Source organism: Ruegeria sp. HKCCD9138 (assembly GCF_057220975.1).
Genome location: NZ_JBWVAZ010000019.1, coordinates 23,540 through 35,638, shown reverse-complemented (window position 1 = coordinate 35,638; position 12,099 = coordinate 23,540). Strand labels below are relative to the sequence as shown.

Below are 12,099 nucleotides of genomic sequence, written 5' to 3'. Positions count from 1 at the left end.
CCGTCTCCGCCGTCTCCAGCGTCCCAGCAACCGCCTCAGCAGCGCCGGTGAAGGGCGTTCTAAGGATAACAATCAAAAGCCGCAAGTGGAAAATTACGGAAACCAGCAAAAAACCGCATTTCTGTTTTTTACGCTTTAAATCAAAGCATTATGAAAAAATCATTCTCAACGGAGCTTCAATGGGTAGCGTACTGAACCCCAGGAATGGCTTTTACACAGGGTTACCCACAGACTCAGCCCCGAGTCAGACGGAATCGGCCTGACGAAACCGAGTCAGCAGGGTTGGGAACGGAATACGCAGCAGCAGCAGACTGATGATCACAGACAGGTAGATCAGCGGTTCGATCTGAAAGCCCTTGGCAAGCATGACGTAATGCAATCCGCCCAATAACGCTGCCGGATAGACCAGGCGCTGCAGGCTGCGCCACAGGGGTCCCAGCCGACGAACAGACAAGTTGTTCGATGTCACCGCCAGCGGCAGCATCAGGACGAATGCCGCCATGCCAACCGTAATATAAGGTCGCTTCACGATATCCGCCCAAATCTGGCTTGGTACCTGCACGTCCAGAACCAGCCAGACCAGCAGATGCAGGCTGACATAGCCAAAAGTCAACACGCCCAGAGCCCGACGGAACTTCATCAGGTTCAGACCAAGAAACCGGCGCAACGGAGAGATCGCCAGTACAAAGATCAAAAGCTGCAGCGCCAGCTCTCCGTATCGGTGCTCCAGAGCTTCGATCGGATCGACGCCCAGACCACCCGTCAGACCCTGATAAAACAACCAGGGGCCGGGAATCGCACCCAGCACGTAAACCATCCAAACGGGAATACGGCGCAATATCTGGTTCAGGGTCTGCATAATCTTAATAGTTTTTCGCCAGGTCCATCCCTTCGTAAAGCCCGGCGACCTCTTCCTCGTAACCGTTGAACATCAGGGTCGGGATCCGCTTGGCAAAGAGACCACCGCCGATTTGACGTTCAGAGGCCTGAGACCAGCGCGGGTGATCCACATTCGGGTTCACATTACTATAGAACCCGTATTCGCGCGGGTTTGCCATGTTCCAGCTGGTCGGCGGTTCCACATCCGTCAGCGTGATGCGGACAATCGACTTGATGGATTTGAACCCGTATTTCCACGGCACCACCAGACGCAGCGGTGCGCCGTTCTGGTTCGGAATCGGACGGCCATAGATACCTGTGGCCATGATCGTCAGCGGGTGCATGGCCTCGTCCAATCTCAACCCTTCACGATACGGCCACTCCAGCACCGGATACTGAACACCGGGCATCTCGTCGGGACGATATGCGGTTTCAAACGCCACGTATTTGGCACCATCCTGCACGCCGGCCATGTTCAGCAAATCGGCCAGTTCGAAACCATTCCACGGAATGACCATCGACCAGGCCTCGACACAACGGAACCGATAGATGCGCTCTTCAACCGTCATCTCGGACATGATGTCCGTGAAGTCGTACTCACCGGGATTGTCGACCAGACCGTCGATCTTGACGCTCCACGGTTCGGTCACGAGCATATGGGCATATTTCGCCGGATCATCTTTCCGCGTCCCGAACTCATAATAATTGTTGTACGAGGTAATCTCTTCCCAGGTGTTGGGCTCCAATCCGTCTTCGGCCGCTGCGGGTCGAGCCATCGCAGTCAGTCCGACACCTGCCAGCCCCGCCATGATCTGCCGCCGGTTCAGGAACGCCGCCCTTGGGGTGACGTCGGCATGTGTCAAAGTATTGGTCCAGCGATGCGCCATCCGGATCTCCGTAATCAGTCCACCTCGGCAATGAGGTAATGTCTGATAGCACAGAGCCAAGGAAACAGGCGTCACGATTGAGCGAACGGATTGTAACGTTGCCCGACCAAAAGCGCATTGAGAAGATCCGGGGTATTGCGTTGACTTGCACCGCAGGGAGAGCGGACACTTACGGAAGTTTGGTAAAGTTCAGTCCGGTTATGCTTCAAGAGGCGGTCCACGATGAAGGTCATTGCCTGTTATTCCAACAAGGGTGGAGTGGGTAAAACAGCTACAGCGGTCAATCTGGCCTATTCCCTGTCCACGGCAGGTGTAAAAACGCTTCTGTGTGATCTCGATCCTCAGGGGGCTTCCGGGTTCTACTACCGCTTGAAACCTTCAAAAAGGCTTTCAAACGCAAAGTTCTTCAGAGGCAGCAACCAACTTGCGAAATCCATACGCGAAAGTGATTTTGAGAACCTCGACATTCTGCCCGCCAATCAAAGCTTTCGCAGTTTCGACGTTTTGCTGTCTCAAATGAACAACGGCAAATCGCAGCTTGAAACGGCCTTGGCTGGTGTTGCGCCCGATTATGAAGTCGTGGTTTTGGACTGCCCGCCGAATCTGTCCCTTTTGTCCGAAAGCGTTTTTCAGGCGTCGCATGCAATCGTGGTACCGGTCATTCCTTCGACGTTGTCGCGGCGCACTTTGGATCAATTGGTGAAGTTCTTCCGGAAGAACGACCTTCCAGTCAAAAAGCTGCATTGTTTCTTCTCGATGGTCCAGAGAGCCAAGACCCTGCACTCTGAAACGATTACCGAACTGAAAAAGGACTATGGCAATCGCTTTCTAGACGCGCAAATTCCCTTCGCAACCGATGTGGAAAGAATGGGCGTCCATCGCGCGCCGGTGATGGTGACCGCCAGAGGATGCGCCGCCAGTCAGGCCTATCTGTCTTTGTGTGAAGAAGTTCTTTCACGGGTCTTTCGAGCCTAAAACCCCGTACCAAACTTGGATACGTTAGCGTCATGGACGCAGAAAAGACCCGCCGAAATGGCGGGTCTTTGAAAGTCTCACATGGATCAATGTACCACGGCATCATCCGGACGGGGTCTTTCAGAAGTTCCCAACCGATCGCCGATGATCAAGCCATCGGAACCTGCGGTCACAGGAACGGTCTCACCGTCCTTGATTTCACCAGCCAGCAGTGCTTCGGCCAGCGGGTTCTGCAAAGCGCGCTGGATCACGCGTTTCAGGGGACGCGCGCCAAAGACCGGGTCATAGCCTTCGTTTGCCAGCCATTCCTTGGCACCTTCGTCCAAAGCCAGCTCGATCTTGCGGGCGGCCAGACGTTTCTGCAGGCGCGCCATCTGGATATCGACGATGCCGTCCATGTCGGCCCGCTTGAGCCGGTCAAAGATGATGGTCTCGTCCAGTCGGTTCAGGAACTCGGGCCGGAAGTGCGCCCGGACCGCATCCATCACGTCACGCTTGGCCTGCGCACTGTCCGCGCCTTCGGGCAATTGGCTCAGCGCCTGGGACCCCAGGTTCGACGTCAGGATGATCAGCGTCTGCTTGAAGTCCACAGTGCGGCCCTGACCATCGGTCAGCACACCATCATCGAGAACCTGCAACAGCACGTTGAACACATCCGGGTGTGCCTTTTCGACCTCGTCAAACAGCACGACCTGATATGGCCTGCGCCGCACGGCTTCGGTCAGCACACCGCCTTCATCATAGCCGACATAGCCCGGAGGGGCACCGATCAGACGGGCGACTGCGTGTTTCTCCATGAACTCGGACATGTCGATACGAACCATCGCGTTGTCGTCGTCGAACAGGAAGTTCGCCACAGCCTTGGTCAGCTCGGTCTTACCCACGCCGGTCGGGCCGAGGAACAGGAACGAGCCCAGAGGCCGATTCTCGTCGTTCAGTCCCGCACGCGCGCGGCGCACGGCGTTGGCGACGGCTGTCACGGCGGCATCCTGACCGATCACACGCGAATGCAGATCGTCTTCCATCCGCAGCAGTTTCTCGCGCTCACCTTCCAGCATTTTCGAGGTCGGGATACCGGTCCAGCGTTCGACCACGGATGCGATCTGTTCTGGACGCACCGTTTCCTCGGCCATCATGGCGTTGCTTTCGGCGTTTTCGGCCTCGGTCAGCTTTTTCTCAAGCTCAGGGATAACGCCGTAGGACAGCTCACCGGCTTTCGCCAGATTGCCTTCCCGCTTGGCAATCTCCAGATCAGCCCGCGCCTTGTCGAGCTGTTCCTTAAGATCACGCGCCCCGGCCAGCTTGTCGCGCTCGGCCTGCCATTGGGCGGTCATCTCGGCAGATTTCTCCTGCAAATCGGCCAGATCCTTTTGCAAGGTTTCCAGACGATCCTTCGAGGCCGCGTCGTCCTCAAGCTTCAGCGCCTCTTCCTCGATCTGCATCTGCAGGATCTGGCGATCCAACTGATCGAGTTCCTCGGGCTTGCTGTCCACCTCCATCCGCAACCGCGACGCCGCCTCATCGACCAAATCGATGGCCTTGTCGGGCAGGAAACGGTCTGTGATATAGCGATGCGACAGGGTTGCCGCCGATACCAGCGCCGAGTCCGAGATGCGCACGCCGTGGTGCAGTTCGTACTTCTCTTTAATACCCCGCAGAATGCTGATCGTATCCTCGACTGTCGGTTCAGTGACCATCACAGGCTGGAACCGGCGCGCAAGGGCCGCGTCTTTTTCGACGTATTTACGATACTCATCCAGCGTGGTCGCACCGATACAATGCAACTCACCCCGGGCAAGCGCAGGCTTGATCAGGTTGGCAGCATCCATCGCGCCGTCGGATTTACCGGCGCCGACCAGCGTGTGCATCTCGTCGATGAACAGGATGATCTCACCAGCGGCCTCGGTCACCTCGGTCAGAACGGCTTTAAGGCGTTCTTCAAACTCACCGCGGTATTTCGCACCGGCAATCAGCGCACCCATATCGAGCGCAAGCAGCTTTTTGTCCTTCAGTGATTCCGGCACGTCACCATTGATGATGCGCAGGGCCATGCCCTCCGCGATCGCGGTCTTACCGACACCGGGTTCGCCGATCAGAACCGGGTTGTTCTTGGTGCGGCGCGACAGAACCTGCATCGAGCGGCGGATTTCCTCATCCCGCCCGATGATCGGGTCGATCTTGCCCTCGGCCGCTGCCTCGGTCAGATCGCGCGCGTATTTCTTGAGCGCGTCATAACCTTCTTCCGCCGACGCCGTGTCAGCGGTTCGTCCCTTACGAATATCGTTAATCGCCTCATTGAGTTTTTGCGCGGATACGGCGCCAGCCTCCAAAGCATCCTTGGCCTTGGATTTAACCATGCAAAGCGCCATCAACACGCGTTCGACCGGTACAAAACTGTCGCCTGCTTTGGTGGCGATCTTCTCAGCCTCGTCCAGAACCTTGGCGGTCTGGCCATCCATGTAGATCTGGCTGGCGTCGCCACTGACTTTCGGGATTTTCCCCATGGCCGCATCCAGCGCTTCAACCACGCGGTTGGGCGCGCCACCGGCACGCGTGATCAGGTTGCTGGCCAGCCCCTGATCGTCATCCATCAATGCTTTCAGTATATGTGTGGGTTCCAGTCTCTGGTGCCCCTCGCGCAGTGCAATGGTCTGCGCCGCCTGCACGAATCCCCGTGCCCGCTCGGTGAACTTGTTCAAGTCCATTTTATTCTCCTTCTCTCAAGCGCCCCGTTTTGATGCGCCCGCTTGGCGGCACGCGTCGGTCGAAGCCTCACATTCAATCTGGGAAATATCTTTGACGGTTCAAGAGGCTAAGAGGGCAGATTCAGCGTTTATCTGCGGGGTACTGAATAGACCGAGTATCCTCCGCTTTCAGCCACCGGGCGCGCGCCGTACATATCTACCAGAGACTGCGCTGCGTCGCTGTCGTTCGGGCACGAGACAAGGTCAGCGGCATCATCCAGAAAATTGACTGTAAAGGCAGTTTCCCCGGTTAACTGACAATCATCATCGGTGGCGCGATAGCCGCCAACAAATCTCAGATCGTCATTTGGAGAAGTGACCGCGTCTGCTGCCGTTTCCGTCGGAGTTTCCTGACAGGCTGCCAAAACAAGGAATGGAACAAATAGCTTCTTCATCTCTGACCCTTTCAAAGAATGCGGCGACCTTAACACAGGAATCGCGCATTGCATGGACAGAACGGCCCGAACCCGCTAGGACGCAGACGTTTGCCAATTAGGAGCCTGCCCCATGTCCGATGACCGCCTGATCGTAGCCCTTGATGTTCCCAACGCCCTGCAGGGTCTGGCCATGGCCGAACGGCTGGGTGACAGTGTTTCGTTCTACAAAATCGGCCTGGGGATGCTGACCGGCGGTGGGTTGGCCTTGGCCAATGAGCTGAAGCAGGATCACGGCAAGCGCATCTTTCTGGACATGAAACTGTTCGACATCGGCAACACGGTGGAAAACGCCGTTCGCGGGCTGGCGCAGTTCGATCTGGATTTCCTGACTGTTCACGGCGACCCGCATGTGGTGCGGGCGGCAAAAGAGGGCGCCTCGGGCAAGGACCTCAAGATTTTGGCAGTGACTATCCTGACTTCGCTGAACCGCCAAGATCTGGATGCCAGCTTGTTGAAAGGTGGCGATGTGCAGGAACTGGTCGTCGAGCGCGCGGCCAAAGCATTCGAGGCCGGGGCCGATGGTGTAATCGCCAGCCCGCAGGAGGCCGCCCTGATCCGCGCCCTGCCCCAGTCCGAAGGACGATTGATCGTCACTCCCGGTGTCCGTCCGGCAGGTGCCGCCCTGGGGGATCAGAAACGTGTAGCGACCCCGGCCAGCGCTATCGGAGATGGAGCCGACCATATCGTCGTGGGACGCCCTATCTATCAGGCAGAGGACCCCAAAGCGGCGGCAGAGGCAGTTCTTGCTGAGTTAAATTCCTTGACCCGGCACTGAATCAAGCGGTCGAATTCGCAGGGATTTCAGGCAAAAACTGACCGACAACTGGTTGACCTTGCGTCAATTTTTGGCACCTCCGCGCCAAATCGTCCCTGTGCCCGAAAACACACATGATAAACTCGAGTTTTGTCCAAAGACCCTAAACCCTATCGAAAATGCAGGATTCGCGCGATTCTGGGGATGAAACACTCCCCAACGGACCATTTCTTCCTGAGGTCCGTTACCTCCCCCCGCCCTAATAGCGGGGGTTTTCTTTTTCGAGCAGAATCAAACGCGGACCTTTGATCGCCCGCTGAGGGTGTTATAAGTAGCCCCGGTACAAATGCAGAACGCGCGAGGACGCAGATGCCCGGCCTTTGCCGAGATTGCCTGACCCGTCTGACCGACGAAAGACGCTGCCCGTCCTGTGGCAGCCCACGCGTGACATTGCACCCGGAACTGTTCGACCTGACCATCGCCCACATGGATTGCGACGCATTTTATGCCTCGGTCGAAAAGCGCGACAACCCCGAGCTGGCGGACAAGCCGGTCATCATCGGCGGCGGCAAACGCGGCGTTGTGTCGACCGCCTGTTATGTTGCGCGCATTCGCGGTGTTCGTTCCGCAATGCCGATGTTCAAGGCCCTGAAGCTTTGCCCCGACGCCGTGGTCATCAAACCGCGCATGTCGGTTTATGCGAAAGCTTCGCGCGAAATCCGGGCGATGATGGATGAACTGACCCCTGTCGTCGAACCCCTGTCGCTGGACGAAGCCTTCATGGACTTGTCGGGCACCGAGCGGCTGCATGGCGCTCCACCTGCGCTTATGCTGGCGAAACTGGTCAGGCGCATGAAGGATGAATTGGGTCTGACCGGCTCGATTGGATTGAGTCACAACAAATTCCTGGCCAAGGTGGCCTCGGATCTCGACAAACCGCGTGGGTTTTCCGTGATCGGTCAGGCCGAAACGGCGAATTTCCTGTACGACAAACCTGTGCGCCTGATCTGGGGAATTGGACCCGCGGCGCAAGAGTCACTCGACCGCGCAGGTATTCGCACGTTCTCGGACCTGCTGCGCTGGGATCAGGAAGCACTAACGGCCCGGTTCGGCTCGATGGGGTATCGCCTGTGGCATTTGGCGCGGGGGCAGGACAAGCGGCGCGTTTCAGCACACGAGCCGATGAAATCGATCAGCAATGAGACCACGTTTTTCGAGGACACAGCAAACCTGGATATTCTGGACGGGCACCTGTGGCGCATGTCCGAAAAAGTGGCCGACCGGGCCAAGGCCAAAGGTCTGGCCGGGCGGATCGTGACATTGAAGCTGAAGCGGGCTAACCACAAGATCATCACTCGGCGGGTCTCTCTGCGGGATGCCACCCAGATTGCAGACAAGATCTACCGCACGGCGCGCGGGTTGTTCGATCAGGTCGGTGATCAGGGGTCCTATCGGCTACTGGGCTGCGGGTTGTCTGACCTGTGTTCAGAAGAGCAAGCAGACATTTCAGGTGATCTGCTGGACCCCGGCGCGGAACAGCGGTCCAAGGCGGAGCGCGCCACCGACGAGATACGGCGCAGATTTGGCACGGATGCCATTGTCAAAGGTCGCGCATTGCGGTGACTTCACTCGGCCGCCAGTGGCAGTTGTTCCCGGCCGATGCTCGCGATGTCCGAGATGACCCGACGCAACACCTGGCGAAATTCGGGAAAATTGGCGTTCGGCGCTATCGTGTCTTCGTTCATGTACAGCGCCCGGTCGATTTCGATCTGTATCGCGTGCTGATGGCGCGCCGGGCGGCCATAGGTCTGGGTCACATAAGCACCGGCAAAAGGCGCATTGCGGGCAACTTTCAGGCCGGCAGAGGTGAAGGCCGCTTCAATCTGGTCGACGATCACACCGGAAGCCGACGCACCAAATCGATCTCCCAAAACGACCTCGGGCCGCTTGGGCTGCGAGTTACTGGCCAGCGCCACCGCCTCATGCGGCATCGAATGACAGTCGATCAGAATCGCCTGTCCGAACATGGTATGCGATTCGGCCAGCAGCGACTTCAGGCGTCTGTGATAAGGCCGCCAATATGTGTCGATACGCAGACGAGCTTCGTCCATCGTCAGCTTGCCGCGATAAATCGAGCGCCCATTGGCGACGACCCGAGGGATGACACCCAGACCGGAAGCGACCCGTGGATTGTGTCCCTGTCGCTTAGCCCCCTGAATCAGTGCCGGATCCAGCTCATCCGCGCTGCGATTGAGGTCCAGATACGCGCGCGGCATGGCCGCAGCCAGCAGTGGCGCGCCAAAGTCAGGGGCCGGCGAAAACAACTGATCGACAAAGGCATCCTCGGACGACCGAATCATATTGCGGTTCAGAACCGAACGCCTCAGCAGGGTATCCGGATACAGCCGACCACTATGGGGCGAAGAAAACACCACGCATGAACTGCGGTTTTCTGGCATATCCAGTGCGTAGGCTGCGTTCGACATGGTCTCTCCTTGCTCGTGACCAACATAGACCGGAAAATAGTTCTTCCAAACCCCTTGATCCCCCAAACGACTCCTTTTATAGACCCCGCTACCGGCGCGGGGTTCCGCGCCCCATTTCGTTATGGGGCAGGTCTTGCAACGGTTCGTGGGCGGTTAGCTCAGCGGTAGAGCACTTCGTTGACATCGAAGGGGTCACAAGTTCGATCCTTGTACCGCCCACCATCTATTCACTGTTTCGGTTTTTCCGAGGCACCCGCTAACCCAGGCGCTGGCCACGTCCTTGATGAAGGCGCCGCAGATTGGAGACAGACCATGAAGGTCAGGAACTCGCTCCGCTCGCTCAAGAACCGGCACCGTGACTGCCGTGTTGTGCGTCGCAAAGGCCGCGTCTACGTGATCAACAAGACGCAGCGTAAGTTCAAAGCTCGTCAGGGCTAAGAACAGCTACTTTTGAATTCAAAGAACCGCGCCTTGGGGCGCGGTTTTTTTGTTCTCAGTCAATGCCAGATCGCATGTTACTCTTGCTCCATTCATTTGGAGCGCGAAATTCATGCAAGAACATGGCGTCGATATTCTGGTCGGAACAACCAAAGGTGCATTCATCGTTTCCAGTAACGGCGACAGGTCGGACTGGCAGGTATCGGGACCTCACTGTGATGGCTGGCCGATCAACCACGTCATAGCAGACGCAGTGACGGGAACGCTTTGGGCTGGCGGAGGAGGCGACTGGAATGGCGCGGGAATCTGGCGATCCGAGGACGGCGGAGCAACTTGGCAAGTCACGAAGTTGACCAGGGGCCAGGTGGACGAATTGGCTGCCAATGACCCTGACTTTGCCGAGATAATCGGGTGGTCAGACGAACCAGCGCCTTTTGCCGACGAGTTTTCCCAGATCTGGTCGCTGAACTACGCACACGGCGTATTGTATGCAGGAGCCAAACCAGCACGATTGCTGGCCAGCCAGGACAACGGACGAACGTGGACCACGGTCGAAGGACTGACCAACCATCCTTCGGCTCCGGACTGGAACCCGGGTGGCGCGGGGTTGGTGTTGCATTCGATCGTGACTGACCCGGAAGATGCGCAGAAACTCTGGGTCGGTATCTCGGCAGCCGGCGTCTTTGCATCAGAGGATGGCGGGGCAAACTGGGAGCGACGCAACCGGCTGTCCAACGCGGAAAGCTGCGGTCATCACGACCATCCTGCGGCCCCTCGGGATGGCGAGACCGGGCATTGCGTGCATAACATGGTCCAGGCTCCCGGAACCACGGATTTGCTGTATCAACAGAACCACCACGGTGTCTGGCGCTCAGCCGACGGGGGCCGCAGTTGGGAGGATATTACCAAAGGGTTGCCCTCTACATTTGGGTTTCCCATTCATGTCCATCCCCGCGACCCGGAGACGATCTGGACCCTGCCCTTGAACGGCGACAGTATCGGACGCTATCCACCCGACGCCGCAGCCGCGGTCTGGAAATCCACAAATGGCGGTGAAACGTGGATTGACCAGCGGCACGGCTTGCCGCAGCAAAACTGCTTTTTTACCGTTCTGCGACAGGCCATGGCCGGGGACCGCCGAGATCCCGCCGGGCTTTATTTTGGCACCAACAGCGGATCGGTGTTCGCCAGTGACGACGAGGGAGACTCCTGGACAGAGGCAGCCCGTCATCTGCCGACAATCCTGTCCGTCGAGGTTTTGGATCGCGGTTCACCCGACCAGAAATAGCCATCCAGATTCTGGGCAGTAAGGTTCGTTGCACGGGCCGGGGCCTGCACCCCTGATTCTGCCGCGGCCATTTGACCAACTAAATCTGTCGGATTTGCTTGCATCCATCTGAGAATCGTTTAATTGACCAATTCAGTCGGGTTATGCCCGCAACGAATTGAAATGTTGGGACACATGATGTTGAAATCCACCACTTGCGTTGCCGCCGCCCTTGCGGCCCTGATCACCACCTCAGCCGCTGCCGAAGGTGAGTTGAACCTGTATTCCTCGCGCCACTATGACACTGACGAGCGTCTCTACTCCGATTTCGAAGAGGCAACCGGCATCACCATCAACCGCATCGAAGGCAAAGCCGATGAGCTGATTGCCCGGATGGAAGCCGAAGGTGCGAACTCGCCCGCCGATATCCTGCTGACCGTGGATACTTCGCGCCTGGCCCGCGCCAAGAACGCAGGCATTCTGCAACCGGTTGACAGTGACGTTCTGGAACAGCGTATCCCGGCCAATCTGCAGGACGAAGACAATCAGTGGTTCGGCTTTTCGCAGAGGGCCCGGATAATCTTCTTTGACAAAGCGGAGGTCGCAAACCCACCGGCGAGCTATCTGGATCTGGCCAAGCCGGAATACAAAGGTCTGGTCTGCATTCGGTCGTCCAGCAACACCTACAACCAAACTTTGCTGGCCTCGATCATCACCAACCACGGAGCAGAAACCGCCAGGACCTGGGCCGAAGGCGTGGTCGCCAACATGGCGCGCGACCCTCAGGGCGGTGACACCGACCAGCTGCGCGGCATCGTTTCGGGTGAGTGCGAAATCGCCGTTTCGAACTCCTACTACTTTGCCCGCGCCCTGCGCAAAGACGTCAAAGGTCTCAGCGCCGATATCGATATGATCGGCGTGCAGTTCCCGGCGCAGGATGCCGAAGGCGCGCACATGAACCTGTCAGGCGCCGGCATTGCCGCCAACGCACCAAACCGTGACAACGCCGTCAAGTTCCTTGAATACCTGGCCAGCGATCAGGCGCAGGTCTACTTCTCGAACGGCAATGACGAATTCCCTGCGGTCGAAGGCGTCGCTTTGGCGGAAAACGTCGCCGCGCTTGGTGAGTTCAAAGCGGACGAGGTGAACTTGTCCGAGGTCGCCAAGAATATTCCGGAAGCACAGAAGATCTTTAACGAAGTTGGCTGGAAATAAGTCCTTCACCTAGTCGA

General features: G+C 57.7%; 11 protein-coding genes and 1 tRNA gene. 7 read left to right on the top strand and 5 right to left on the bottom strand.

Features of this window, described 5'->3' with window-relative positions:
* Nucleotides 1–244 precede the first annotated feature (244 nt).
* Nucleotides 245–859, bottom strand: coding sequence for a protein-methionine-sulfoxide reductase heme-binding subunit MsrQ (gene msrQ, locus AC2TEL_RS21235; protein ID WP_480906821.1), 615 nt, complete (start codon nt 857–859; stop codon nt 245–247).
* Nucleotides 860–863: 4 nt separating this feature from the next.
* Nucleotides 864–1,766 carry a protein-methionine-sulfoxide reductase catalytic subunit MsrP gene (gene msrP, locus AC2TEL_RS21230; RefSeq protein WP_480844562.1) on the bottom strand — a complete coding sequence of 301 codons (903 nt, stop codon included), beginning with the start codon at nt 1,764–1,766 and terminating at the stop codon, nt 864–866.
* A gap of 222 nt (nt 1,767–1,988) precedes the next feature.
* On the opposite strand from msrP, the gene AC2TEL_RS21225 reads away from it, so the two are divergent.
* Nucleotides 1,989–2,741, top strand: a complete 753-nt coding sequence (locus AC2TEL_RS21225) for a ParA family protein (protein ID WP_480844561.1) — start codon at nt 1,989–1,991, stop codon at nt 2,739–2,741.
* 86 nt (nt 2,742–2,827) lie between these two features.
* Here AC2TEL_RS21225 and clpB read toward each other — a convergent pair whose 3' ends face one another.
* Complete coding sequence (clpB, locus tag AC2TEL_RS21220; protein ID WP_480906818.1) at nt 2,828–5,446, bottom strand: ATP-dependent chaperone ClpB; 2,619 nt, start codon at nt 5,444–5,446, stop codon at nt 2,828–2,830.
* Between the two features lie 128 nt (nt 5,447–5,574).
* Nucleotides 5,575–5,880 (bottom strand): hypothetical protein, encoded by a 306-nt coding sequence (locus AC2TEL_RS21215; RefSeq protein WP_480906815.1) that lies wholly within the window; start codon nt 5,878–5,880, stop codon nt 5,575–5,577.
* Between the two features lie 112 nt (nt 5,881–5,992).
* On the opposite strand from AC2TEL_RS21215, the gene pyrF reads away from it, so the two are divergent.
* Entirely contained in the window at nt 5,993–6,697 is a 705-nt protein-coding gene (gene pyrF / locus AC2TEL_RS21210) for an orotidine-5'-phosphate decarboxylase (protein ID WP_480906812.1), read from the top strand.
* 348 nt (nt 6,698–7,045) lie between these two features.
* Nucleotides 7,046–8,299 (top strand): DNA polymerase IV, encoded by a 1,254-nt coding sequence (locus AC2TEL_RS21205; protein WP_480906809.1) that lies wholly within the window; start codon nt 7,046–7,048, stop codon nt 8,297–8,299.
* Between the two features lie 2 nt (nt 8,300–8,301).
* Here the strand turns inward: AC2TEL_RS21205 and AC2TEL_RS21200 are convergent, their stop codons facing one another.
* Entirely contained in the window at nt 8,302–9,162 is an 861-nt protein-coding gene (locus tag AC2TEL_RS21200) for an N-formylglutamate amidohydrolase (protein ID WP_480906806.1), read from the bottom strand.
* Nucleotides 9,163–9,309: 147 nt separating this feature from the next.
* Between AC2TEL_RS21200 and AC2TEL_RS21195 the strand changes: the two genes are divergently transcribed.
* The 4 genes from AC2TEL_RS21195 to AC2TEL_RS21180 all read left to right on the top strand — a co-directional run bounded on the left by AC2TEL_RS21195 (nt 9,310) and on the right by AC2TEL_RS21180 (nt 12,082).
* Nucleotides 9,310–9,384 (top strand) — tRNA-Val (locus AC2TEL_RS21195).
* Nucleotides 9,385–9,474: 90 nt separating this feature from the next.
* Nucleotides 9,475–9,600 (top strand): type B 50S ribosomal protein L36, encoded by a 126-nt coding sequence (ykgO, locus tag AC2TEL_RS21190; protein WP_068338904.1) that lies wholly within the window; start codon nt 9,475–9,477, stop codon nt 9,598–9,600.
* Between the two features lie 112 nt (nt 9,601–9,712).
* Nucleotides 9,713–10,888 carry a WD40/YVTN/BNR-like repeat-containing protein gene (locus AC2TEL_RS21185; protein ID WP_480906803.1) on the top strand — a complete coding sequence of 392 codons (1,176 nt, stop codon included), beginning with the start codon at nt 9,713–9,715 and terminating at the stop codon, nt 10,886–10,888.
* Between the two features lie 177 nt (nt 10,889–11,065).
* Nucleotides 11,066–12,082 (top strand): Fe(3+) ABC transporter substrate-binding protein, encoded by a 1,017-nt coding sequence (locus AC2TEL_RS21180; RefSeq protein ID WP_480844565.1) that lies wholly within the window; start codon nt 11,066–11,068, stop codon nt 12,080–12,082.
* The last annotated feature ends 17 nt before the right edge of the window (nt 12,083–12,099 follow it).

Coding starts and splice junctions, on each gene's coding strand:
- AC2TEL_RS21180 (WP_480844565.1), top strand. CDS start 11,066: ATGTTGAAATCCACCACTTGCGTTGCCGCCGCCCTTGCGGCCCTGATC.
- msrQ (WP_480906821.1), bottom strand. CDS start 859: ATGCAGACCCTGAACCAGATATTGCGCCGTATTCCCGTTTGGATGGTT.
- AC2TEL_RS21225 (WP_480844561.1), top strand. CDS start 1,989: ATGAAGGTCATTGCCTGTTATTCCAACAAGGGTGGAGTGGGTAAAACA.
- msrP (WP_480844562.1), bottom strand. CDS start 1,766: ATGGCGCATCGCTGGACCAATACTTTGACACATGCCGACGTCACCCCA.
- clpB (WP_480906818.1), bottom strand. CDS start 5,446: ATGGACTTGAACAAGTTCACCGAGCGGGCACGGGGATTCGTGCAGGCG.
- AC2TEL_RS21205 (WP_480906809.1), top strand. CDS start 7,046: ATGCCCGGCCTTTGCCGAGATTGCCTGACCCGTCTGACCGACGAAAGA.
- ykgO (WP_068338904.1), top strand. CDS start 9,475: ATGAAGGTCAGGAACTCGCTCCGCTCGCTCAAGAACCGGCACCGTGAC.
- AC2TEL_RS21200 (WP_480906806.1), bottom strand. CDS start 9,162: ATGTCGAACGCAGCCTACGCACTGGATATGCCAGAAAACCGCAGTTCA.
- AC2TEL_RS21215 (WP_480906815.1), bottom strand. CDS start 5,880: ATGAAGAAGCTATTTGTTCCATTCCTTGTTTTGGCAGCCTGTCAGGAA.
- AC2TEL_RS21185 (WP_480906803.1), top strand. CDS start 9,713: ATGCAAGAACATGGCGTCGATATTCTGGTCGGAACAACCAAAGGTGCA.
- pyrF (WP_480906812.1), top strand. CDS start 5,993: ATGTCCGATGACCGCCTGATCGTAGCCCTTGATGTTCCCAACGCCCTG.